This is a genomic window from Burkholderia sp. MSMB1072 (assembly GCF_001524725.1).
Classification (GTDB): Bacteria; Pseudomonadota; Gammaproteobacteria; order Burkholderiales; family Burkholderiaceae; genus Burkholderia.
In genome coordinates, this window is record NZ_LOYC01000012.1 from 103,144 (window position 1) to 127,394 (window position 24,251).

Consider the following 24,251-nt stretch of genomic DNA (forward strand, 5'->3'; position numbering starts at 1 on the left):
CTGTGCAGACAAATCGACCGAACAGTTCCCGATTGACCGTGCGCCAGTGTCCATGGCTTCGCCGTGGCGACCGGCCGAATAATGGATGCGGCCGTAAGGCCGACGACAGCGAACCGCAATCCGGGGGCCGCTGCGGCGCATGATTTCCGGTATCCGGAAGCCTCGACATCCGCGCGCCGGCGCATGCCGCAACGGTCCGCCATGCGGTGCGCCGCAGCACGCAGAAGCGGGTTCCGATATATTCATACGAATTGCATGGCGTGCGGCACCCGCCCGCTCGCCCGGGCGGCAGGTCACCCGGCCGGACACCATGCAAGCGACGCCCGTGACGGGTATGGAAAATCGTCCGATCGCCCCGGCCCGCGGCCGGCCGGTCGAGACGTCAATAGAAAGACATTCAATTCGGAGATGGCAGATGGAACGAAGCACTGTCGGCATGCGCTGCAAACCCCTGATCACCGTTGCACTGGCTGCCGCCGCATTCGCGGCCGCGTCGAGCGCGATGGCCGACCAGGTCGTGAAGATCGGCAGCGTCGAACCGACGACGGGCGGCATCTCGCACCTCGGCAAGGACAACGAGAACGGCGCGCGCCTCGCGGTCGAGGAAATCAATGCGAAGGGCCTGACGATCGGCGGCAAGAAGATCACGCTGCAACTCGACGCGCAGGATGACGCGGCCGACCCGCGCCAGGCGACGCAGGTTGCGCAGAAGCTCGTCGACGACAAGGTCGTCGCCGTCATCGGCCACCTGAATTCGGGCACGTCGATCCCGGCATCGAAAATCTACAGCGATGCGGGCATCGTGCAGATCTCGCCGTCGGCCACGAACCCGACCTACACGCAGCAGGGTTTCAAGACGACCTACCGCGTCGTCGCAACCGATGCGCAGCAGGGCCCGGCGCTCGCGAGCTATGCGCAGTCGAAGGGCGTGAAGAGCGTCGCGGTGATCGACGATTCGACCGCATACGGCCAGGGCCTTGCGAACGAGTTCGAGAAGAAGGCGAAGGCGCTCGGCCTGAAGGTGCTGTCGCACGACGCGACCAACGACAAGGCGGTCGACTTCCGCGCGATCCTGACGAAGGTCAAGGGCGAAAACCCCGACGCGATCATGTACGGCGGCATGGACGCCACCGGCGGCCCGCTCGCCAAGCAGGCGAAGCAGCTGGGCCTGCGCGCGAAGATCCTGTCCGGCGACGGCGTGTGCACCGACTCGCTGGCCGAACTGGCCGGCCCGGCGGCCGACAACGTGCTGTGCTCGCAAGCAGGCGCTGCGCTCGAGAAGATGCCGGGCGGCGCGAGCTTCCTCGCGAAGTACCAGAAGCGCTTCAACCAGGGCATCAAGTTCGACGCGCCGTTCGCGTATGACGCGGTCTATATCGCGGTCGACGCGATGAAGCGTGCGAACTCGACCGACCCGGCGAAGATCCTCGCGGCGATGCCGGCGACGAAGTACGACGGCGTGATCGGCACGACGACGTTCGACTCGAAGGGCGACCTGACGCACGGGGTCATCTCGATCTACGGTTACAAGAGCGGCAAGAAGACCTTCCTCGACCAGGTGAAGATGTAACCCGACGCGGCGCCGGCACGACGGGAACGCCACCCGTCGGCGCCGGCGCCGCGCGGGACGAATTCTGATTCACGGAGACGAAGCATCATGTGTGCAATGGCGTATGCGGAATTCCAGCAGGAGTTGAAGAAGGCGCAGTTGACGGCGCGCGAGTTCGCCCGCCTGATCCGGATGAACGAAAGCTCCATCACGAACTATTCGAGCAAGGGCACCGTCCCTTCCCACCTCGCGGTCATCGCGAAACTGATCGGTACGCTGGCCGCGCACGAGATCGACTTCCGGCGCGTGATCCGGCAAATGCGGATCGAGCCGAAACGGCCGCGCGGCGTCGGCGTGCTTCCCGCAGCGGACAAATCGCGGTCGCGGAAAGCGGCGAAAGCCGACGCCTGACCAGCGCCGGCGAAGGTCGACAGCGGCACGGGGATTGCCGCTCGACGCTCGATCGTCGCCGCCTCAAGGGCCGCTCGGCCCGCACCGCCCCGTCGTCACCCCACCGCCCGCACATGGTCGAGCAGCGCCTGCAACGGATGGCGCACCTGTTTCGACGACAGGCGTTTCACCTGGCTGCGGCACGAATACCCGGTCGCCAGCGCTTCACCCTCCTCGTCCGGTGCATCGACGTGCGCGGCCCACGACTGCGCATAGATCGTCCTCGACGTCGCGAGATTACGCGCCTCGTGCCCGTACGTGCCCGACATCCCGCAACACCCGGCCGCCTGAACCTGCAGGCGCAGCCCGCGACGCGCGAACACCTGCGCCCATTGCTTGCCGCTGTCCGGCGCATTGGTTTTCTCGGTGCAATGCGGCAACAACCGATATGAAACCGTCGCCCCACCCGCACCGGCTTGCGGTAGCGCATCCAGCAGCCACTCCTGCGGCAGCGCGACCTTCGGCACGTCGGCGAGCCCCGTCACCTTCAGATATTCCTGCCGATACGTGAGCGTCATCGCCGGATCGAGGCCGACCAGCGCGACGCCCGAGCGCGCCAGCGCGGCCAGTTGCGTCGCGTTTCGGATCGCCGCCTTCGCGAAGGCTTGCAGAAAGCCCTGCACGTGCAGCGCCTTGCCGTTCGGCGCGAGCGGCGCGAGCCACACCTGATAGCCCAGGCGCGCCGCCAGCTCGATCAGCGTCGCCAGTTGCTCGGTATCGAAATAGCGCGTGAACGTATCCTGCACGACGACGACGCTGCGCGCGCGCTGCGCATCGCTCAGCGCGGCGAGCGCATGCGGGTCGGCCGGCTTCACGCGCCACGCGCGGATCACGGCCGCGAGATCGAAACGGCTCAGCAGCGGGCTGTCGACCATGCCGACCTGACGCTCGAGCAGCGCCCGCACCCAGCCGGATCCCATCAGCCCGTTGTACAACGCGGGCACGCGCGCCATCCACGGCATCGTGAATTCGAGCGAGCCGATCAGGTAGTCGCGCAGCGGTCGCAGGTAGCGCTGGTGATACAGCTCGAGAAAGCGCGAGCGGAACTCGGGCACGTTGACCTTGACCGGACACTGTCCCGCGCACGACTTGCATGCGAGGCATCCGGCCATCGCGTCGTACACCTCGTGCGAGAAATCCGTGTCGCCACGACGGGCGTTGCGGCTATTGCGCCAGCGCTCGACCAGGCCGCGCAGGACCGGTTGCCGCGTGCGCGCCGCCGCGACGACGTCGACGCCGGCCTGCCCTTGCAGGCGCAACCATTCGCGCATCAGCGACGCACGCCCTTTCGGCGACTGTACGCGTTCGCGCGTCGCCTTCCACGACGGGCACATCGCGTCGTCCGGATCGAAGTTGTAGCACGCGCCGTTGCCGTTGCAATGCATCGCGGTGCCGTAGCTCTGCCACACGCGCTCGTCGATCTGCCGGTCGTGATCGCCGCGCGTCGGCACCTCGTCGATCTTCAGCAATCGCAGCGTGCGATCCGGCGGCGTCGCGATCTTGCCCGGGTTGAACTGGTTGTGCGGATCGAATGCGGCCTTCAACTGCTGCAGCGACGGATACAGCTCGCCGAAAAACGCCGGCGCATATTCGGAGCGCACGCCCTTGCCGTGCTCGCCCCACAGCAAGCCGCCGTGACGCTGCGTAAGTTCGGCCACCGCGTCCGACACGGGCCGCACCAGCGCCGCCTGCTTCGGATCCTTCATGTCGAGCGCCGGGCGCACGTGCAGCACGCCCGCATCGACGTGGCCGAACATCCCGTACTGCAGCCCGTGGCCGTCGAGCAGCGCGCGGAATTCGGCGATGTACGCGGCGAGGTTCTCGGGCGGCACCGCGGTGTCCTCGACGAACGGTTGCGGGCGCGCCTCGCCCTGCACGTTGCCGAGCAGGCCGACCGCGCGCTTGCGCATCGCATACACGCGCTTCACCGCATCGTCGCCGGCCGCCAGCGTATGGCCGAGACGCTCCACGCTCGTATCGGTGCGCAGATGCTCGACGAACGCGCGCACGCGCGCATCGACATCGTGTTCGTCGTCGCCGCTGAATTCGATCAGGTTGATGCCGAGCGTCGGGCGCGCGTCGTCCTGCGGAAAATACTCGGCCACGCTGCTCCACACGAAGTCCTTCATCGCGAGCATCAGCACCTTCGAGTCGACCGTCTCGATCGACAGCGGCCGGTGTTCGAGCAGCGCGCGCGCGTCGCGCAGCGCGTCCATGAAGCCCGCATAACGCACGTTGACCAGCACCGAGAACTTCGGGATCGGCAGCACGTTGAGCTTCGCCTCGACGACGAAGCCGAGCGACCCTTCCGCGCCGCACAGTACGCTGTTCAGGTTGAAACGGCCGTCCGGTTCGCGCAGGTGCGCGAGGTCGTAGCCGGTCAGGCAGCGGTTGAGCTTCGGAAACTTCGCGTCGATCAGCGCCGCCTTGTCGTCGCGGATGCGCCGCGCGGTGCGATACACGTTGCCGACGCGGTCCTGCCGCGCACAGCGGCGTTCCAGCTCCGCATCGTCGAGCGCGCCGCTGTGCAGCCGTTCGCCGCCCATCAGCACGAAATCGAGCTCGAGCACGTGATCGCGCGTCTTGCCGTACGTGCAGCTACCCTGCCCGCTGGCGTCGGTGTTGATCATCCCGCCGACGGTCGCACGATTCGACGTGGACAGCTCCGGCGCGAAGAACAACCCGTGCGGCTTCAGCGCCGCATTGAGCTGATCCTTGACGACGCCCACCTCCACGCGCACCCAGCGCTGCGCGACGTCGATTTCGAGGATCCGGTTCATGTTCCGAGACAGGTCGACGACGATGCCGTCGGTCAGCGACTGCCCGTTGGTGCCGGTGCCGCCGCCGCGCGCGGCCACCGCGACGTCGCGGTGCGCGGGCTCGGCCAGCAGCCGGGCCAGCAGCTGGACGTCGTCCGTATGCACGGGGCAGATCACCGCCTGCGGCAGGCGCTGGTAGATCGAGTTGTCGGTGGCCTGCACGGTGCGGTTCGCGTGATCCGTACGGATTTCGCCGGCGAAGCCGGCCGCCTGCAGCGCGGCGAGAAAATCGCTGTAAACGTTCGCGGACGGGCTGGCGGGGCGAGGCAACGGGACGATCGACATGGGGCACAAACGCAATGTGGGTGGAGCAGGCCGGTTCGCGTGCACCGAAACATGATTTTTTGGCAAGTTTCCGTGCAACCGGGAATTCCAGTATCTTTCGATAATCCGTCATAAACAAACGAATTCTCCCTCGGCGAATCTTGCATAAAACTCATGAATTACCGCCGCCTCACCCCCTCGATGTCGCTGCTGCTCGTGTTCGAGGCCGCCGCGCGGCATGAAAGCTATACGCGCGCGGCCGAGGAGCTGTCGCTGAGCCAGAGCGCGATCAGCCGGCAGGTCCAGACGCTCGAGGATCAGCTCGGCGTGCCGCTGTTCCGGCGCGAGGGCCGCTCGGTCAAGCTGACCGACGTCGGCCGCCGCTACTTCGGCGAGCTGACCGGCGCGCTCGGGCGCATCCGCGGCGCGACGTTGCAGGCGATGTCGCATCGGGCGGGCGCCGGCTCGCTCCGGCTGGCCACCTTGCCGACCTTCGGATCGAAATGGCTGCTGCCGCACCTGCACGGCTTCTATGCCGCGCACCCGGGCGTGACCGTGCACCTTCATTCGCGAATCGGCGCGATCGATTTCCTCAACGACGACCTCGACGCGGCGATCACCGTCGGCGCCGGCGACTGGCCGGGCCTGCATGCGCACCGGCTGTACAACGAGTTCCTGATCGCGATCGCGCCGCCCGCCACGGGCAGCGGCCGCAAGGCCGACGCGCGCACGCCGGCCTGGGCCGCGAAGCAGACGCTGCTGGGCGTGACGAGCAATCAGCAGGCCTGGGCCGAGTGGTTCTCGCACTATCGGCTCGATCATCGCAAGATGCGCATCGGCCCGAGTTTCGAGCTGACGTCGCATCTGATCCAGGCCGTGCATGCCGGAATGGGGATCGGGCTGGTGCCGAAGGTGCTCGTGGAGGACGAATTGGGCCGTGGCGAGCTCGACTCGATCGGCGACGCGATTACCAGCCAGCGCAGCTATTACCTCGTCTACCCGCCGGGCAACGAAACGCTGCCGTCGCTCGTCGCCTTCCGCGAATGGCTGCTGACGTCGTGCTGACGCGCCGCGGGCGACGGGCCGGTCAGGTGCGCCATTCGCCGAGAATCTGCTCGGCGAGATAATCGCACGGCGGGCGCGCGGACTGCGCGCTGCGGGCGAGCACGACCTCGAGTTCGCCGAGCGACGGCAGCCCGTGGCTCTCCGTCAGCTGCAACAGGTGATCGGGCACGCAGCAGCGTGCGAGCGGCGCGACGGCGAGGCCGGCCTCGACCATGCTGAGCAGGCCGAGAAAGCTCGGGCTTTCGTATGACATCCGGTACGGAATCTTCCGCCGGTTCAGCGCCCTGACCGCGTGATCGCGGGCCATGCTGCCGCCGTGCGTAAAAAACGCCACCGGCAGCGGCCGCTCTTCCCACACGTCGCGTTTCGCCGAGCCGGCCCAGACGAGCGGCTCCATCCGGATCAGCTCGCCCGTCACGCCCTTGATTCGCGTGAGGCATGCGAGGTCGACCGTGTTGTCCTTCAGCATCGGCACGAGCGCGCTGCTCGGCTGGCCGATCACGCGCACTTCCACGCGCGGATGCATCGCGGCGAACTTGCCGAGCACCTGCGGCAGCAGCGACGAGATGTAGTCGTCGGGCACGCCGATCGTCACGCGGCCACGCATCTCCGGACGCACGACCGACGCCCACGCCTCGTCGCGCATCGCGAGCATCCGGCGGCCGTAATCGGCGAGCATCCTGCCGTCGTCGGTCGCCGTCACGTTACGCGTGTCGCGGATGAACAGCGGCTTGCCGAGCGCATCTTCCAGCGTTTTGATCTGCATGCTCACCGCCGACGGCGACCGGTGCACGGCCTGCGCGCCCTGCGCGAACGATCCGGATTCCGCGACGGCCACCACCATCGCGAGCACATCGAGGTCGAGCTTCTTCATGTCGATTCAGAAAAACTGATCAATCGATTCAGTTTATCCCGTTTTACTGTTCACCTCCATCGCCGGACAATCGACGCCATCAGCACTCATTCGATGCAGGAAGCGGAAAACATGCACACGTCCGGATCGCTCTACGGGTTTCTCGTCATCGGCGGCATGCTCGCGGTCACGCCGGGGCCGAACATGGTCTACGTGATGTCGCGCTCGATCGCACAGGGGCGGGCGGCCGGGCTCATTTCGCTCGCCGGCGTGATGATCGGCTACCTGTTCTACATGTTCGCCGCCGCATTCGGCATCACGACGCTGTTCATGAGCGTGCCCTATGCAGGCAGCGTGCTGGGCGCGGTCGGGGCAACCTATCTGCTGTACCTCGCATGGCAGGCGGTGCGGCCCGGCGGCCGCTCGCCGTTCGAGGTGAAGGCGCTGCCCACCGAGCAACCGCTGCGGCTGCTCGCGATGGGCGCGACGACCAGCGTGCTGAACCCGAAGCTCGCGATGCTGTTCGTGTCGCTGCTGCCGCAGTTCATCGATTACGGGCAAGGTAGCGTGTTCGGCCAGTCGCTGTTTCTCGGCTCGCTGCTGATCGCCGCGTTCGCGTCCGCCAACGGGCTGGTGGCGCTCTGCTCGAGCAGCCTCGCGACGTTCCTGCACGGCCGCCCGACGCTGCTGCTCGCGCAGCGCTGGGCGATGGGCATCATCCTCGGCAGTCTCGGCGTGCAGATGGTGATCGAGGCATCGAGGCTGGCGGGCGTCGCGTGAACGTCACGCCGTCGCGCGGCCCTGCGCGATCGCGGCCCGCGCGCGTGCGTCGGACAGGCGTCACGCGGCAACGGCCTGCCGACGCGCCTCCAGTTCGCGCACGAGCGGCAGCACGCGCCGGCCGAAGTATTCCACTTCCTCGATGAAGTGCAGGAAGCCGGCCAGCACGAGATCGACGCCGATCGCCTTCAGCGCGACGATCCGCTCGGCGATCTGCTGCGGCGTGCCGATCAGGTTCGTGCGAAAGCCGTCGTTGTACTGCACGAGATCCTCGAACGTCGATTTCGCCCAGTTGCCCTCGCCTTCGGGCGACGCCTTGCCGGCCTCCTTCACCGCATCGCCGAACGCGTGCACGGCTTCGACGTGCGCATGCCGGATGATGTCGTCGAGCACGGCCCGCGCTTCTTCCTCGGTGTCGCGCGCGATCACGAACGCATTGACGCCGATACGCACGCGATGGTTGTTCGCGGCCGCCTTCGCGCGAATGTCGTCGATCTGCGCCTTCAGGTTCTCCGGCGTATTGCCGTTCGTGAAATACCAGTCCGACACGCTCGCCGCGTTGTCGCGCGCCGCGCGCGAGCTGCCGCCCTGGAAGATTTCCGGATGCGGCTTCTGCACCGGCTTCGGGCTCAGCGTGTAATCGTTGAAGCGGTAGAAGTCGCCCTTGAACGTGAAGTTGTCCTGCGTCCAGATGCCCTTGAGCGCCTGGATGAATTCCTTCGAGCGCCGATAGCGTTCGTCGTGCTCGAGCCACGGCTCGCCGATCGCGGTGAATTCGCCCTTGAACCAGCCGCTCACGACGTTGATCGCGATGCGCCCGTTCGAGATGTGATCGATCGTCGCGAGCTGCTTCGCAACCACGGCCGGATGCCACGGCCCCGGCAGGATCGCCGCGAGCACTTTGAGCTTGGTCGTCGCATGCAGCAGCGCCTGGCTGAACGACACCGATTCGTGCTGGTATTCGGCGCCGTAGCCGGCCGTGAAGCGGATCTGGCTCAGCGCATAGTCGAAGCCGGCCGCTTCGGCCGTGCGCGCGAGCTTCTGGTTGTATTCGAGGCTCCAGTCGGTGCGTTGCTCGATCGTGCTGACGACGAGGCCGCCGCTGACGTTCGGCACCCAGTACGCGAATTTGACGCCGTCGGCGGAAGGGTCGGGAAGGCTCATGAAAATGTCCTGGTCGAAGGGGAAACGAAAAAGCGGCTTACGCGGCCGCGGCGGAAAGCGCGTGCGGGCGCAGTTGCGGCACCGCACGGTCGACGGCGAGCGCGATGCGCCCGCGCAACGCCTGGCTGGCGATCTGGTACCGGTCGAAATCGCCCTCGGACGCGTACACGCCGATCGGCAGCGTGCGCGCCTGGAAGAAGCTGAACAGCGGGCGCAGCTGGTGGTCGATCACGAGCGCATGACGCTCGCTGCCGCCGGTGGCCGCGAGCAGCACCGGCACGTCGACGAGCGCGTCGTGGCGCACGAGGTCGAACAGATGCTTGAAGAGGCCCGTGTACGACGCGCGATACACCGGGCTCGCGACGACGAGCGCATCGGCCGTCTCGATCGCGCGGATCAGCGCATCGAGATCGGCCGGCACCTGCGCGCGCGTGAGCGCGCCGGCCAGCCGGCTGCCGATCTCGCCGAGTTCGATCCGCCGCGCGTCGATCGGCAGCGCGGCGCCGAGCGCCGTGACGATCGCGTCGGTCAGCGCCAGCGTGCGCGACGGCCGCTGCAGGCTGCCCGATATCGCGACGACGTTGAGGGGGTGGCTCATGCGATGCGTTCCCGTGGTGAAGCCGCGTGCAGGGCGGCGATACCGGTTCGGGTCAGCAAGGAGCGTGCCATTGGCGCGGATGCGTGAAGGAAATTTCATCCGGATCACGAAGTTTTTCACTATCGCCTGCCGGAACTGGCGTTCCGCCAAATGCGCGATAGTGGCAAGCATCCCGACTCACGCGTCACATCGATATTCCGCACCACGATGAACCGTGCGCAGCGGATTTGCTGATGCACTGCTGATCAGGCAGCAACGCATCGCGCGCGCCAGCGTCGAATTCGATGCTTGGACGTCGTCGCACCGCCGCTCGTGCGCGCCATTGCAGGTTCCGCAGCAATCGCGCTTTGGTTATCAGAAATCGATGCTTTTCGCGCGCGGCGAAACGTTCAACACTCTGCTGACTACGCCGCAGCCAGACCGCGGCGCCCGCCGGCACGGGCCCGCTTTGCCCGGCCATCCAACGGTTCATCGCCATGACTTCCATTTCCGCATCGCCGCGCCCGCTCAACCTTCGCGTCGTCACCGCGTCCCGCGACCCGGCCGGACTTCAGCCCGCCGAGCACGCGGCGCCGGTGCTCACGTTGCCCGAACGTCACGCGCCGGCCCGCGCACATGCGCTGGTGTTCGCCGATCCGCGTTCGCTCGCGCTGCTCGAACAAGTTCGCCGCGTCGCGCCGAGCGACGCGAACGTGCTGATCGTCGGCGAGACGGGCACCGGCAAGGAACTGATCGCGCGCCACGTGCACGCGCTCGGCGCGCGTCGCGACGGGCCGTTCGTCGCGGTGAACTGCGGCGCCTTCTCCGAAACGCTCGTCGACAGCGAACTGTTCGGTCACGAGAAAGGCGCGTTTACGGGCGCGTTCAGCGCGAAGCCCGGCTGGTTCGAAGCCGCGCACGGCGGCACGCTGTTTCTCGACGAAATCGGCGACCTGCCGCTCGCGATGCAGGTGAAGCTGCTGCGCGTGCTGCAGGAGCGCGAGGTCGTGCGGCTCGGTTCGCGCACGGGCATTCCGGTCGACGTACGGGTGGTCGCGGCCACCAACGTCGACCTGCAGCAGGCGGTCGCGGCCGGGCGGTTTCGCGGCGACCTGTTCTACCGGCTCAACGTCGTGCAGCTCGCGGTCCCGCCATTGCGCGACCGCCCGGGCGACATCCTGCCGCTCGCGCGCCACTTCTTCGACATTTACCGCGACCGGCTCGGCGGCGGGCCGCGCCGCATCGATGCGCGCGCCGAGCACCGGCTCGAGGCACACGGCTGGCCCGGCAATATCCGCGAACTGGAGAACGTGATCCATCACGCGCTGCTGGTGAGCCGCCACGATGCGCTGCAGGACACCGACCTGCACATCGCGCCGCCGTGCCTGCCGGCCGTTTCCGCGCCGGCAGCCGATTCGTCCGCCGACGCGCAGGCAGCGCTCGAACACGCGCTGCGCGACCTGTTCGACGGCGGGCACGGCAACCTGTTCGAACGTATCGAGGACACGGTAATGCGTGTCGCGTTCGAATTCAGTCACCGCAACCAGATCCGGGCCGCGCAGCTGCTCGGCATCAGCCGCAACGTGCTGCGTGCGCGGCTGATTCGCGCGAAGGCGATCTCCGCGCTGAAATAGCGGCGCCAGCGCGCGCCGCCGTTCCGCTCCGGCGCCATGGCATCGCGATCCATGTCGCAACGTCCGAACCTGATGTATCGTGGCGCGAAGCGTACGCTTCGTTGCCCGATCCGCGCCGGTCGCCCGCCATGCGAGCGTCGGCAACGGCAACCGGTCACGTACGATCTTCCGCAACACGAAAACGAAAGTCGTCCGGCGCGCGTGCGCGCCCGGCCGAGCCCTGTTCACCCGTCCGGAATCCGTCGCCATGAAAAAGCTTGTGAACCGCCCGTCCGACGTCGTGCGAGAAATGCTGGAAGGCATCGCGCGGCAATCGCCGCATCTCGCGATCCTCGGCGACGAGCACGTGCTCGTCCGCCAGCCGCTGCCCGAGCCGTCGCAGCGGCCGGTCGCGATCCTGTCCGGTGGCGGCAGCGGCCATGAGCCCGCGCACGGCGGCTATGTCGGCGAAGGGATGTTGAGCGCGGCCGTGTGCGGCGAAGTGTTCACGTCGCCGTCGACCGACGCCGTGCTCGCCGCGATCCGCGCGAGCGCCGGCCCGAACGGCGCGCTGCTGATCGTGAAGAACTACACCGGCGACCGGCTCAATTTCGGGCTCGCCGCCGAGCTCGCGCGCGCGGAAGGCATTCCGGTCGAAACCGTCATCGTCGCCGACGACGTGTCGCTGCGCGGCCGCGTCGAGCGCGGCCAACGACGCGGGATCGCCGGTACCGTGCTGATCCACAAGCTAGCGGGCGCTGCCGCCGCGCGCGGGTTGCCGCTTGCCCGCGTCGCGAGCATCGCGCGCGACGCGGCGGCCGAGCTCGGCACGATGGGTGTCGCGCTCGACGGCTGTACGATCCCGGGCGCCGACAAGTCGGGCTTCAGCCTCGCCGATCACGAGATCGAGCTGGGCCTCGGCATCCACGGCGAGAAAGGCGTCGAGCGCCGCGCGCCGCTGCCGGCCGATGCGCTGGCCGACACGCTGTTGTCGAGCATCGTTGCCGATCTCGTGCTCGATCGCGACGAACGCGTTGCGCTGTTCGTCAACGGCCTCGGCGCGACGCCGGACATGGAGCTCGCGATCATGCTGCGCGCCGCGTTCGACAACCTGAGCCGGCGCGGGATCGTCGTCGCCCGCGCATGGGCCGGCACGTTCCTGTCCGCGCTGAACATGCCCGGCTGTTCGATCTCGGTGCTGCGGCTGAACGACGAGCGCGCGGCGCTGCTCGATGCACCGACGCAGGCGCGCGCATGGCCGGGCGGCGGCCTCGTGAACGCGCGGATCCGCGTGGCCGCGGCCGCGTCGCAGGACGCGCCGCAGCCGCCGCTCGATGCGGCCGGCCGCGCGTGGGCCGCGCGCCTGCAACCGGCGCTGCACGCCGTGGCGCAGACGCTGATCGACCACGAGCAGACGCTGACGGATCTCGATGCGGCAGCCGGCGACGGCGATCTCGGCGCGAGCATGCGGCGCGCCGCGCAGGCGATCCTCGAATTGCCCGACACCGCGTACGGCACGCCGTCCGGTGCGCTCGCGGCGCTCGGCGCCGCGTTGCGCCGCGCGATCGCCGGCAGTTCCGGGCCGTTCTATGCGACCGCGCTGCTGCGCGCGTCGCGCCGGCTGGCCGACATCGCCGAGCCGTCGCCGCGCGACTGGGCCGCGGCATTCCGAGCGGCGGTGGATTCGATCGGCGAACTCGGCGGCGCGCGGGCGGGCGACCGGACGATGCTCGATGCGCTGGTGCCGGCCGTCGACGCATTCGGCCGCGCGCTGGACAGCGATCGCGATCCCCCGAGCGCATGGACGGCGGCCGTCGAAGCGGCCGAGCAAGGTGCGCAGGAAACGGCGCGCATGGCGCCGCGCGCGGGGCGGGCAAGCTATCTGGGCGAGCGGGCGATCGGTACGCCGGACGGCGGGGCGGTGGCCGTCGCGTACTGGTTGCGGGCGTTGCAGCCGCACGTCCGGTAACGGCGCGCGGCCGCGCTCAGACGCCCTCGACCAGCACCGCGCGATAGCGGGCGCCCTTGAACCGGTGCTGGACGACCCGCTGGTATTCGGAGCCGTGATACCACGCGTGCGCGGCCTCCTTCGACGGGAACTCGACGATCACGACGCCTTCCGGGCCGTCCCCCTCGAGAATCTCCTGCGGCCCATATGCGGCGAGCACCTTCACCGGATGGCCGGCAAGGGTCGCACCGACCTGGCTCGAATAGGTGTCGAGCTCGCGCTGGTCCTGGGTGCTTTCCCGCGTAAAAACGATGTAAGTCGCCACGATATGCGCTCCTGATGGATGGTGAAAAAAGGGACGCCACGCACTGCACGGTCCGACGAATCCTGCGCGGCAGCGCGCAGCTTACCGCCGTTCGCCGCCCGGCGCCGCGAAGTGCCAGCCGCGGCCTGCGCGGGCCGCCCCGCCCCGGCACGGGAAAACCCCGATCCCCACATCGTCCTATGACATCGGGCATCGCAAATTGGCGGGATTACTTTGATCCTCGTCGGCGCCCGCCCGGGCGCATGCTGATAGCGAGGATCCCTCATGCGATACGTGCCATCGTGGACTTCAGTTTCCGCCGCGTCGTCGACTCCCGACGACGCGACCATCCAACGCGGCGACGAGCCGCACTGTCTGCCGCGGGTCGCGATCGCGGCCGCCGCCCTCGGCAATGCGACCGAATGGTTCGATTACGGTATTTACGCGTACGGTCTCGCGTATATTTCCGCCGCGCTGTTTCCCGGCAACACCGCGAGCGCGACGCTGTTCGCACTCGGCACGTTCGCGATCTCGTTCCTGATCCGCCCGCTCGGCGGCCTGTTCTGGGGGCCGCTCGGCGACCGGCTGGGCCGCAAGCGCGTGCTCGCGCTGACGGTCCTGACGATGTCGGGCGCGACGTTGCTCGTCGGCCTGCTGCCGAGCTACGCGACGGCCGGCTGGCTCGCCCCGGCCGCGCTGATCGTGCTGCGCATGGTGCAGGGGTTCTCGACCGGCGGCGAATACGGGGGTGCAGCCACCTTCATCGCCGAATACGCGCCCGATTCGCGGCGCGGCCTGTGCGGCAGCTTCCTTGAATTCGCGACGCTCGCCGGCTTCTCGCTCGGCGCGTTCCTGATGCTCGGCTTCGCGCTGCTGCTCGGCGATTCGGCGATGCATGCGTGGGGCTGGCGCCTGCCGTTCCTGGTCGCGGCGCCGCTCGGCCTGATCGGCTTCTATCTGCGCTCGCGCCTCGAGGAAACGCCGGTGTTCCGCGAACTCGAGGAACAGGCGCACCGCCGCGAGAAAAACGTCGCCGCCGCGCTGCCGATCCGGTTGCTGCTGGTGCGCTACGCGAAGCCGCTGGTGCTGCTCGGCGGGCTCGTCGTCGCGTTGAACGTCGTCAACTACGTGCTGCTCGCGTACATGCCGACCTACATGCACAAGGAGCTCGGCGTCAGCGAGAACATGTCGCTGCTGATTCCGCTGATCGGCATGCTCGCGATGATGGTGCTGCTGCCGTTCGCCGGCTGGCTGTCGGACCGCGTCGGCCGCAAGACGATGTGGTGGATCTCGCTCGTCGGGCTGTTCGTCGCGGCCGTGCCGATGTTCACGCTGATGACGCACGGTCCGCTCGGCGCCTTCATCGGCTTCGCGGTGCTCGGCGTGCTCTACGTGCCGCAGCTCGCCACCATTTCCGCGATGTTCCCGGCGATGTTCCCGACCCACGTCCGGTATGCGGGCATGGCGATCGCGTACAACGTGTCGACGTCGCTGTTCGGCGGCACCGCGCCGATCGTCAACGACTGGCTGATCGGCAAGACCGGCAACGCGCTGATCCCCGCTTACTACATGATGGCCGCCTGCGCGGTCGGGCTGATCGCGCTGCTGGCGGTGATCGAGACGCGCGGGTGTTCGCTGCGCGGCGACACCCTTCCCGGCCAGCCGGGCTGACCCGCGCGCCGGCGGCGCCCGGCTTCCCATAAACGGCATCCATTGCATCGCCCGCCGTCCGGCAACGGACGGCGGGCGATGTGCATTTCGAGCGGTGAAGCCCCGCTGACGGATTGTTGTCGCCCGGACAACACGATGTGCACGCGTGCAGCGCTGTTGGCGTGTGTCGGCCGTCACTACAATCGCTGGCGACGCTCGATCGAAATCCGGTCGAACCGAAGCGCGCGACCGTCACGATCGCGCTCGCGAACCGCGCGGCGTCGCGCGGCTCGATCCCCACTCGACGAACAGGATTACTGAACATGAACGCACCCATCCGCAACGTCCAGCCCGTCATCGCCTACCTGGGCAACGAAGGTTCGGGCGAGCTCGTTTCGTCCCGTTACGCCGTGCGCATCGGCGAGGTCGACGTCGTGCTGATCAGCGACGGCGTGCTGCCGCTGCCGACTTCCACCATGTCGACCAATGTGAGCGAAGCGGACCGCAACGCATGGTTCGACGGCCGCTTCCTGCAACGCGACATGTTCGACTGGGCGCTCAACATCGCGCTCGTGCGCAGCGGCGACCGTCTGATCCTGATCGACTCGGGCGTAGGCGACGGCTTCGAATACTTCACGCGCGCCGGGCGCTCGGTCATGCGTCTGGAATCGGCCGGCATCGACCTGGCCGCGATCACCGATATCGTGATCACGCACATGCACATGGACCATGTCGGCGGGCTGAACGTCGACGGCGTCAAGGCAAAGCTGCGCCCGGACGTCCGCATTCACGTATCGGCCGCGGAAGTGGCGTTCTGGAAAAATCCCGACTTCAGCAAGACGGTGATGCCGGAAACCGTTCCGCCCGCGCTGCGCAAGGCAGCGGCGCGGTTCGTGGAACTCTATGGCGAAAACATCGTGCAGTTCGACCGGACCGTGGAAGTCGCCGCGGACGTGTCGGCGCGGGTGACGGGCGGCCATACGCCGGGGCACTGCGTGGTCGACGTCGCATCGAACGGAGAAAGGCTGACGTTCGCGGGCGACGCGATTTTCGAGATCAACTTCGACCATCCCGACTGGCAAAACGGCTTCGAACACGATCCGGACGCGGCGGTCGACGTGCGTATCGCGCTGTTCAACGAAGCCGCGGACTCCGGCGCGCTGCTCGCCGCGGCCCATGTCGCGTTCCCGTCCATCGGCCATATTGCAAGACACGGAGACGGGTTCCGTTTCGTTCCGGTCGTGTGGGATTACTGAGGGACGGTCGGTAGCCGACGTGCACCGCAGGCGATGCACCGACGGCTTTTCCAGACCGTATCGGCAAAAAAAAACGCCGCCGCACTTGCATGCGGCGGCGTCGCCTCGCGCGCCGGAGCGCGCATCAGGGCCGCTTGAACATCACGCGACGGTCGACAGGTTCCGCTCGGCGACCTCGTCCACTGCATCCTTGACGATCGCGACGATCTCGTCAGCCTCTTCCCGCGTCATCACGAGCGGCGGCGCAAAACCGAGAATGTCTCCATGCGGCATCGCACGCGCGATCACGCCGCGCTGCAATGCGGCCGCGGACACCTGCGCACCGATCTTCAGTGCGGGATCGAACGGCGTGCGTGCGTCCTTGTCGGCCATGAACTCGAGCGCGGCCAGCATGCCGACGCTACGCACCTCGCCGACGAGCGGATGCGCATCGAATGCGTCGCGCAGCTTCGCGCCGAAGTACCCGCCGACGTCGGCCGCGTTGCCGACCAGGTTCTCGCGCTCCAGGATCGCGAGGTTCGCGAGCGCGGCGGCCGCGCATACCGGATGGCCCGAATACGTCCAGCCGTGCCCCATCGGCCCGTGCTCCTGCGAGCCGCGCGCGATCACGTCCCACACCTTCTCGCCGACGATCACGCCCGACAGCGGCGCATAGGCGCTCGTCAGGCCCTTCGCGACCGTGATCAGATCGGGCTCGATCCCGAAGTGCTGCGCGCCCATCTTCGAGCCGAGACGCCCGAACCCGCACACGACTTCATCGGAGATCAGCAGGATGTCGTGCCTGCGCAGCACGGCCTGGACCGCGGGCCAGTAGCCGGCGGGCGGTTCGATGATGCCGCCCGTGCCCATCACCGGCTCCGCGATGAAGGCGGCGATCGTGTCGGCGCCTTCGCGTGCGATCAGCTTCTCGAGTTCGTCGACGCAGTACGCGACGAACTGCGCTTCGTTCATGCCGGCCGGCGCCTTGCGATACCAGTGCGGACACACCGTATGCTTCACGCGATCGATCGGCAGGTCGAAATGCTGGTGGAAACTCGGCAGGCCGGTGAGGCTGCCCGTCACGATGCCCGAGCCGTGATAGCCGCGTTCGCGCGAGATGATCTTCTTCTTGTTCGGGCGGCCGAGCACGTTGTTGTAGTACCAGACGAGCTTGACCTGCGTCTCGTTCGCGTCGGAACCCGACATCCCGTAATAGACCTTCTTCATCCCCGCCGGCGACCAGTCGATGATGCGCGACGACAGCTCGATGATCGCGTCCGACGCGTGGCCGACGTACGTGTGGTAGTACGCGAGCTGCTTCGCCTGTTCGTACATCGCGTCGGCGACTTCGGTGCGGCCGTAGCCGATGTTCACGCAGTAGAGGCCGGCGAACGCGTCGATATAGCGCTTGCCCTGGTGATCCTCGATGCGGATGCCCTCGCCGCCGCGCACGATCTTGCCCGGCAGCGCGCCGGTCTCGTGGTCGTATGCGTGCGTCGACGGGTGCATGAAGTGGGCGCGGTCCTCGCGCAGCAGTGCGTCGATCGATTTTTGCATGATGTGCTCCTTTGAATGGGTCAGGCCGTCGCCGCAACCGGCAGGCCGAGATTGCCGAGGCAGAAGTACTTGGTTTCGGTGAACGGCTCGAAGCCCTCGGTGCCGCCTTCGCGCCCGAGGCCCGACGCCTTCATCCCGCCGAACGGAATCGGCGCGCCGGTGAATTTCACGCCGTTGACCGACACCATCGCGAAATCGAGCCGCCGCACGAGCTGGAAGATCGTGTCGATGCGCGTCGCGCATACGTAGGCGGCGAGGCCGTACTCGGTGTCGTTGGCCGTTTCGACGGCTTCGTCGAGCGTGTCGAACGCGCTGACGGCCGAGATCGGCGCGAAGTTCTCTTCGTCGACCACACGCATGCCGGGGGCGGCATCCGCGATCACGGTCGGCTCGTAGAACCAGCCGCCGAGCGCATGCGGCCGCCCGCCCGCGACGATGCGCGCGCCTTGCGCTCGCGCATCGTCGACGCGCGCCACCGTCGCATCGAACGCGGCCTGATGCATCAGCGGACCGACGTCCACGCCCTGCTCGAACGCCGGCCCCGTCTTCAGCGCGCGCACCGCGTTCGCATACCGTTCGACGAACGTGTCGTACAGCGGGCGCGCGACGAGTATCCGGTTCGCCGCGCAGCAGTCCTGGCCGGACGTCTGGAATTTCGCGCCGACGGCAATCCGCACCGCCTCATCGACATCCGCATCCTCGGTCACGATGAACGGCGCATTGCCGCCCAGTTCGAGCGCGATCTTGCGGATGCCGGCCTTCGCGGCGGTTTCGGTCACGAGCCGGCCGACGCGCGTCGAGCCGGTGAAGCTCACCGCACGCACGCGCGCGTCGCCGACCAGCGTTTCCATCGCCATCTGCGGCTCGCCGAGCACCACGTTGAACACGCCGGCCGGGAAGCCGGCCTCGTCGGCGAGCTGCGCGAGCGCGAGCGCCGAGAACGGCGTTTCGTGCGCGGGCTTCACGACCACGGTGCAACCGACCGCGATCGCGGCCGCCGCCTTGCGCGTAATCATCGCGGCCGGGAAATTCCACGGCGTGATCAGCGCCGCGACGCCGACCGGCTCCATCACGGTACCGAGATGCGCGCCGTCGATGTGGGTCGGAATCGTGCGACCGGCCACACGCTTCGCCTCGTTCGCGAACCATTCGACGAAGCTCGCCGCATAGCGGATCTCGCCGCGTGCTTCGGCCAGCGGCTTGCCCTGTTCCAGCGACAGCAGCGCGGCCAAATCGTCGACGTGACGCAGGATCAGCGCATGCCAGCGCAGCAACGCCGCGCTGCGCACCGCTTGCGGCGTCCAGCGCCAGGTTCCGTAGGCGCGCTGCGCGGCGTCGACGGCCGCGACGATCTGCGCGCGTTCGAGCATCGGCACGTGGCCGATCACCGCCTGATCGGCGGGGTTCACGACGGCGACCGTCGCGGCACTATCGCTGTGGATCCAGCGACCGTCGACGTAGCAAGTCGACTTGAACAGAACAGGGTGTCCGGGCAGCATGCTGCGTCTCCTCGTTGGTGGGCACGGACTTCATTGTGTCGCGCCCGCGCATGCGGAAATTTCGGTTTGCACCGCCGGAAATGCCGGTTTTTTCCGTATTGCCGCGTGCCGGCGCGAACTTTCACAGCCAGTCCGGCGCGCCGCCGGATCCGCACTTCACCACCTTCGTCACGATGTACGTGAAGTAGCGCTCGATGCCGAGGTCTTCCATCAGCAACGCATCGATGAAGCGCTGGTAATGGTCGATGTCGCGCGCGATCACGTGCAGCACGTAGTCGACGCCGCCGCCAGTCGCATAGCACTGCGCGACCTCGGGCGCCGCGGCCACACGATCCTCGAAGCGCCGCATGTCGGGCGCGGTGTGCCGCGACAGCGTCACCTCGACGACGATGCGGCTGCCGGAGAACGCGCCGATCCAGTCGACGTCCGCGCGATAGCCGCGAATCACGCCGCTTTCCTCGAGCTTGCGCACGCGCTCCCACGCCGGCGAAATCGACAGGTTCACGGCCTCGGCGAGCTTCGACTTCGTGATGCGCCCGTCGCGCTCGAGCAGGCGCAGGATCGCGAGGTCGTATCGGTCGAGCTTGACCACGTTATGCGTCGCTCCAGGCCGCCACCGGGATGTTGCGCTCGACGATGTCGGCCACCACCGCGATCGTGTCGCCCGTCTGCACGATGCCCGGAAAATGCCGCGCGGCGAGCAGCCCGCGCCGCCGTGCGACGTACTCGACCGGCGTGACGCCCGTGCGGTCGATGTCATGTACGCGCGCGAGCACGTCGCCGGCTTCGACCTCGCTGCCGAGATCGACGCACATCTCGAGCAGGCCGCGATGCTCGCTGGTCGTGTAGCAAGCGCCGTCCGGCATGTCGAGCAGCGTCGTCGTACGCGGCGCGCCGCCCGCGCCGGCGCGCTCGCCTTCGCGCCGCGCGAGCACGCCGGCATGCGCGAGAAAGCCGCGCACGCCGCGCTCGGCGATCGCGACGCTCGCCGCCGTCGACGTGCCGCCGCCGCCCAGCTCGGTCGACACGAACACCTTGCCGGCTTCTTCCGCCGCGCTGTCGTAAAGGCCGATGCTGTCGAGTTCCAGCATGCGCATCGAATACGGCGCGCCGAACGCGCGCATCGCGCGCTCGCAGCGCGCTTGCTGCTCGCGGTCTTCCAGCACGTGAATCGCTGCGAACGGCACGAAGTCGAGCGTGCGGCCGCCCGCGTGAATGTCCAGCACGTGCGTCGCGAGCGGCAGCAGGTGGCGCTGGAAGTAATCGGCGATCTTCTCGGTCACGGTGCCGTCCGGCCGGCCCGGGAAGCTGCGGTTCAGGTTGCCGGCATCGATCGGCGACGTGCGGCAACCGGCGCGGAACGCCGGGTAGTTCATGAACGGCACGACGATCACGCGGCCGGTCACGTCGGCCGCCTTCAGCGAACCCGCGAGCTTCGACAGCGCGACCGGCCCTTCGTATTCGTCGCCGTGATTGCCGCCGGTCAGCAACACCGTCGGCCCGTCGCCGCGCTTCACGACGGTCACCGGAATCATGATCGCGCCCCACGCAGAATCGTCGCGCGAGTAAGGCAGCTTCAGGAAGCCGTGCTGTTCGCCGTCCGCGTCGAAATCGACGGTCGGCGTAATCGGGGAAGCACGCATCGCCTACTCCTTCACGAACAGCTTGCGCGGCACGTTGCAGAACGTCTCGACGCCGGTCTCGGTGATCAGGATGCTTTCCGTGATCTCCAGCCCCCAGTCGTCGAGCCACAGCCCGGGCATGAAATGGAACGTCATGCCGGGTTCGAGCACCGTACGGTCGCCCGGACGCAGGCTCATCGTGCGCTCGCCCCAGTCGGGCGGATAGCTCGCGCCGATCGGATAGCCGCAGCGGCTGTCCTTCTCGATCCCCGCGCGGCGCAACACCGCGAAGAATGCGTTCGCGATGTCCTCGCACACGTTGCCCGGCTTCGCGGCCGCGAGTCCCGCTTCGATGCCCTCGACCACAGCGCGCTCGCCTTCGATGAAGTGCGCGGGCGGCTTGCCGAGATAGACGGTGCGCGACAGCGGGCAGTGATAGCGCCGATAGCAGCCGGCAATCTCGAAGAACGTGCCGGCGCCGCGCGAGAATGTCGAGTCGTCCCAGGTCAGGTGCGGCGCGGCCGCGTCCGCGCCGGTCGGCAGCAGCGGGACGATCGCCGGATAATCGCCGCCGATGCCGTCCGCGCCGCCGATGCCGGTCGCATAGATCTGCGCGACCAGGTCGCTTTTCTTCATGCCCGGCTCGATCGTCTCGACGATGTGCGCATGCATCCGCTCGACGATGCGCGCGGCCACACGCATGTACTCGATCTCGCGCGGCGACTTCACCGCGCGCTGCCAGTTGACGAGCGCGGTCGCATCGAGCCAGCGCGCGGCCGGCAGATGCTTTTGCAGCGACGCGTACGCCGCCGCGCTGAAGTAGTAGTTGTCGAGCTCGACGCCGATGCGCAGCGTACTCCAGCCGCGCGCCGCAATCACCTCGGTCGACAGGTAATCCATCGGGTGGCGCGCGGTCGACTGCACGTAATGATCTGGATAGCCGACGATATTCTCGTGCGCCATGAACGCGGTGCGCTTCGCGCCGTTCGCGTCCTGGCCGCGGCCGAACCACACGGGTTCGCCGTCCAGCGCCAGCAGCACGCACTGGTGCACGTAGAACGACCAGCCGTCATAGCCGGTCAGCCAGCCCATGTTGGTGGGATCGGTGACGATCAGCAGGTCGATGCCGGCCCGCTCCATCGCCGCGCGCGTCTTCGCGATGCGCGCGGCATATTCGCTGCGCGCAAACGCGAGACGCGGCGCGGCGTTCTGGGTTTCGATGACTGCGGACATCTGTCTCCTCTCAAGTCGTGAGGTCGTTGTGAAAAATCGTGCCCACTTCCGCCGCGCGGGCGCGTTGCAGCGCGAGCACGGCAATCGCTGTGTCCTGCGCGCCGGTGCCGGTCAGGTCGCAGATCGTGATGTCGTCGCGATGCGTGCGGCCGTCGCGGCGGCCGGCGATCACTTCGCCGAGTTCGGGAAACACGGCGTCGGCTGCGACGGCCCCGGCCGCGATCGCGTGCGCGAGTTCGCCGGCCACGCGGGTCTGCTGCAGCCGGTCGCAGAAATAGCGTGCCGCGCCAAACACCGACGGCGCGAGTTCGGTCTTGTAATCGGCGTCCGAACCCATCGCCGTCACGTGCAGCCCGGGATGCAGGTCTTCCGCGTGCACGAGCGGTGCGCGGCTCGGCGTGGTCGTCACCGCGATGTCCGCGTCGGCCAGCGCCGCATGCACCGAGCGCGCGACCGTCGCATCGATGCCGTGCGCCGCGCGCACGTCGGCCGCGAATGCGGTGGCCCGCGCGGTATCGCGCGCCCACACCGTCACGTGCGTGATGTCGCGCACGAGCATCAGCGCGGCGAGCTGCAACCGCGCCTGCTCACCCGCGCCGACGATCGCCGCGCGGTGCGCATCGGCCCGCGCGAGCCGGCGCGCGGCCACCGCGCCGGCCGCCGCGGTGCGTACAGCCGTCAGGTAGCCGTTGTCGAGCAGCACGGCCTCGGTCAGGCCGGTGCGCGCCGACAGCACGAGCATCAGCCCGTTCAGGCTCGGCAGCCCGAGCGACGGGTTGTCGAAGAAGCCCGGGCTGACCTTGATCGCGAAGCTGTCGAAACGCGGCAGGTACGCCGTCTTCACGTCCACTTCGGCGTGGCGCTCCGGCAGCGCGAGATTCAGGATCGGCGGCATCACGACCGCGTCGGTCGCGAGCGACGCGAATGCGGCCTCGACCTGGTCGATCGCGGCCAGATCGAGAGGCACCAGCGCACGCAGTTGCGCCTGACCCAGCAAAGTGACGGGATGGGCCATGTCAGTGCTCCGAAACGAGCCGGCGATGCACGGCCATGTCGATGTTCGCGCCGCTCACGACGACCACGATCGGGCCGCTGCGGTCGCGGCGCACGATCCGCTCGTCCAGCAACGCGGCGAGGCCGACCGCGCCGGCGCCTTCGACGACGAGCCGCTCTTCCCGATACGCATGCGCGATGCCGCGCGCGATGGACGGCTCGTCGAGCAGCACGACGTCGTCGGCCAACGCGCGCGTCATGTCGAACGTGTAGCGGTTGTCGAGACCGATGCCGCCGCCGAGCGAATCGGCCAGCGTGGGCTGCTCGTCGACGTCGACCGGGCGGCCGGCCGCGAGGCTCGCGTGCATCGCGGCGCCGCGCGCCATCGATACGCCGATCACTTCGATCGGCGGCCGGATCGCCTTCGCGGCAAACGCGACGCCGCTGAACAGGCCGCCGCCCGACAGCGGCACGACGAGCGTCGCCGTATCGGGCAGCGCCTCGAGTATCTCGACGCCGATCGTCGCCTGGCCTGCGATGATGCGCGGATCGTCGAACGGCGGCACGTACGCATGGCCTTCGTCGCGCGCGAGGCGCCGCGCTTCGACCTGCGCATCGTCCTGGCTGTCGCCGACGATCACCACGCGCGCGCCGAGCGCCGCGACCGCCTCGACCTTGTTGGCCGGCACGAGCGACGACATGCAGACGGCCGCGTCGATGCCGAGCGCGCGGGCCGCATGCGCGACCGCGCGGCCGTGGTTGCCGGTCGACGCAGTCACCACGCGCGTCACGCCCTGCGCCGCGAGTTCCGCGAGCGCGTTGGTTGCGCCGCGCAGCTTGAAGCTGCCGGTCGGCTGCAGCGTTTCGAGCTTCAGGTGGACGGGTGCGCCAACACGCGCGGACAGCGCGGCGGACGCGACGAGCGGCGTACCGTCGGCGCGCCCGGCGAGGCGGCGGCGCGCGCGGTAGACGTCGGACAACGACAGGAAGGACATGGAACGCGCGCCTCGCGACGAATGTGATGCGATCCAGTCTAATGTTCCAAATCGCGCTTTCGAATGTCCTGATACATTGCG

The 24,251-nt window shown here is 68.1% G+C and carries 21 protein-coding genes; 8 read left to right on the forward strand and 13 right to left on the reverse strand.

Annotated elements, in window-relative coordinates:
• The first annotated feature begins 415 nt into the window (after positions 1-415).
• Entirely contained in the window at positions 416-1,570 is a 1,155-nt protein-coding gene (locus WS89_RS07330; RefSeq protein ID WP_059498764.1) for a branched-chain amino acid ABC transporter substrate-binding protein, read from the forward strand.
• Positions 1,571-1,657: 87 nt separating this feature from the next.
• Positions 1,658-1,960, forward strand: a complete 303-nt coding sequence (locus tag WS89_RS07335) for a hypothetical protein (protein WP_059498765.1) — start codon at positions 1,658-1,660, stop codon at positions 1,958-1,960.
• Positions 1,961-2,055: 95 nt separating this feature from the next.
• On the opposite strand, the gene ydiJ is transcribed toward WS89_RS07335, so the two are convergent.
• Complete coding sequence (ydiJ, locus tag WS89_RS07340; protein WP_059790224.1) at positions 2,056-5,103, reverse strand: D-2-hydroxyglutarate dehydrogenase YdiJ; 3,048 nt, start codon at positions 5,101-5,103, stop codon at positions 2,056-2,058.
• A 153-nt stretch (positions 5,104-5,256) separates the two neighbouring features.
• On the opposite strand from ydiJ, the gene WS89_RS07345 reads away from it, so the two are divergent.
• A complete protein-coding gene (locus WS89_RS07345) occupies positions 5,257-6,147 on the forward strand; it encodes a LysR substrate-binding domain-containing protein (protein ID WP_059498767.1) in 891 nt (296 codons plus the stop codon).
• Positions 6,148-6,169: 22 nt separating this feature from the next.
• Here the strand turns inward: WS89_RS07345 and WS89_RS07350 are convergent, their stop codons facing one another.
• Positions 6,170-7,021, reverse strand: a complete 852-nt coding sequence (locus tag WS89_RS07350; protein WP_059790226.1) for a LysR substrate-binding domain-containing protein — start codon at positions 7,019-7,021, stop codon at positions 6,170-6,172.
• A gap of 111 nt (positions 7,022-7,132) precedes the next feature.
• On the opposite strand from WS89_RS07350, the gene WS89_RS07355 reads away from it, so the two are divergent.
• Positions 7,133-7,780 carry a LysE family translocator gene (locus WS89_RS07355; protein ID WP_059790299.1) on the forward strand — a complete coding sequence of 216 codons (648 nt, stop codon included), beginning with the start codon at positions 7,133-7,135 and terminating at the stop codon, positions 7,778-7,780.
• Between the two features lie 60 nt (positions 7,781-7,840).
• On the opposite strand, the gene sfnG is transcribed toward WS89_RS07355, so the two are convergent.
• The 3 genes from sfnG to WS89_RS31990 all read right to left on the reverse strand — a co-directional run bounded on the left by sfnG (position 7,841) and on the right by WS89_RS31990 (position 10,020).
• Entirely contained in the window at positions 7,841-8,944 is a 1,104-nt protein-coding gene (gene sfnG / locus WS89_RS07360) for a dimethylsulfone monooxygenase SfnG (protein ID WP_059790228.1), read from the reverse strand.
• Positions 8,945-8,981: 37 nt separating this feature from the next.
• Positions 8,982-9,542 carry an FMN reductase gene (gene msuE, locus WS89_RS07365; protein WP_059790231.1) on the reverse strand — a complete coding sequence of 187 codons (561 nt, stop codon included), beginning with the start codon at positions 9,540-9,542 and terminating at the stop codon, positions 8,982-8,984.
• A 184-nt stretch (positions 9,543-9,726) separates the two neighbouring features.
• The gene (locus WS89_RS31990; RefSeq protein WP_082741817.1) at positions 9,727-10,020 is read right to left on the reverse strand and encodes a hypothetical protein; all 294 of its coding nucleotides are present in this window, start codon (positions 10,018-10,020) and stop codon (positions 9,727-9,729) included.
• Between WS89_RS31990 and WS89_RS07370 the strand changes: the two genes are divergently transcribed.
• Complete coding sequence (locus WS89_RS07370) at positions 10,019-11,155, forward strand: sigma-54 interaction domain-containing protein (protein WP_082741818.1); 1,137 nt, start codon at positions 10,019-10,021, stop codon at positions 11,153-11,155. The two genes, WS89_RS31990 and WS89_RS07370, sit on opposite strands and share 2 nt — an antisense overlap.
• Positions 11,156-11,402: 247 nt before the next feature.
• A complete protein-coding gene (gene dhaL, locus WS89_RS07375; RefSeq protein ID WP_059790233.1) occupies positions 11,403-13,103 on the forward strand; it encodes a dihydroxyacetone kinase subunit DhaL in 1,701 nt (566 codons plus the stop codon).
• Positions 13,104-13,119: 16 nt separating this feature from the next.
• Here dhaL and WS89_RS07380 read toward each other — a convergent pair whose 3' ends face one another.
• Complete coding sequence (locus tag WS89_RS07380) at positions 13,120-13,407, reverse strand: DUF1330 domain-containing protein (RefSeq protein ID WP_059790235.1); 288 nt, start codon at positions 13,405-13,407, stop codon at positions 13,120-13,122.
• Positions 13,408-13,671: 264 nt separating this feature from the next.
• On the opposite strand from WS89_RS07380, the gene WS89_RS07385 reads away from it, so the two are divergent.
• On the forward strand, positions 13,672-15,057 hold the full coding sequence (locus WS89_RS07385) for an MFS transporter (RefSeq protein ID WP_059498781.1): 1,386 nt from the start codon (positions 13,672-13,674) through the stop codon (positions 15,055-15,057).
• Positions 15,058-15,359: 302 nt separating this feature from the next.
• Positions 15,360-16,292, forward strand: coding sequence for an MBL fold metallo-hydrolase (locus WS89_RS07390; RefSeq protein ID WP_059790237.1), 933 nt, complete (start codon positions 15,360-15,362; stop codon positions 16,290-16,292).
• A gap of 141 nt (positions 16,293-16,433) precedes the next feature.
• Here WS89_RS07390 and WS89_RS07395 read toward each other — a convergent pair whose 3' ends face one another.
• The 7 genes from WS89_RS07395 to eutB form a co-directional block, all read right to left on the reverse strand.
• Complete coding sequence (locus tag WS89_RS07395) at positions 16,434-17,828, reverse strand: aspartate aminotransferase family protein (RefSeq protein WP_059790239.1); 1,395 nt, start codon at positions 17,826-17,828, stop codon at positions 16,434-16,436.
• A gap of 20 nt (positions 17,829-17,848) precedes the next feature.
• Positions 17,849-19,327, reverse strand: coding sequence for an NAD-dependent succinate-semialdehyde dehydrogenase (locus WS89_RS07400; RefSeq protein WP_059790241.1), 1,479 nt, complete (start codon positions 19,325-19,327; stop codon positions 17,849-17,851).
• 121 nt (positions 19,328-19,448) lie between these two features.
• Positions 19,449-19,919 (reverse strand): Lrp/AsnC family transcriptional regulator, encoded by a 471-nt coding sequence (locus WS89_RS07405; protein ID WP_059498785.1) that lies wholly within the window; start codon positions 19,917-19,919, stop codon positions 19,449-19,451.
• A 1-nt stretch (position 19,920) separates the two neighbouring features.
• The gene (doeB, locus tag WS89_RS07410; protein ID WP_059790243.1) at positions 19,921-20,970 is read right to left on the reverse strand and encodes a N(2)-acetyl-L-2,4-diaminobutanoate deacetylase DoeB; all 1,050 of its coding nucleotides are present in this window, start codon (positions 20,968-20,970) and stop codon (positions 19,921-19,923) included.
• A gap of 3 nt (positions 20,971-20,973) precedes the next feature.
• Positions 20,974-22,182, reverse strand: a complete 1,209-nt coding sequence (gene doeA / locus WS89_RS07415; protein WP_059790246.1) for an ectoine hydrolase DoeA — start codon at positions 22,180-22,182, stop codon at positions 20,974-20,976.
• A gap of 10 nt (positions 22,183-22,192) precedes the next feature.
• Positions 22,193-23,197: a cyclodeaminase gene (locus WS89_RS07420; protein WP_059790248.1), complete on the reverse strand. Its 1,005-nt coding sequence runs from the start codon at positions 23,195-23,197 to the stop codon at positions 22,193-22,195.
• Position 23,198: 1 nt separating this feature from the next.
• On the reverse strand, positions 23,199-24,170 hold the full coding sequence (eutB, locus tag WS89_RS07425) for a hydroxyectoine utilization dehydratase EutB (protein WP_059790249.1): 972 nt from the start codon (positions 24,168-24,170) through the stop codon (positions 23,199-23,201).
• Positions 24,171-24,251: the final 81 nt, after the last annotated feature.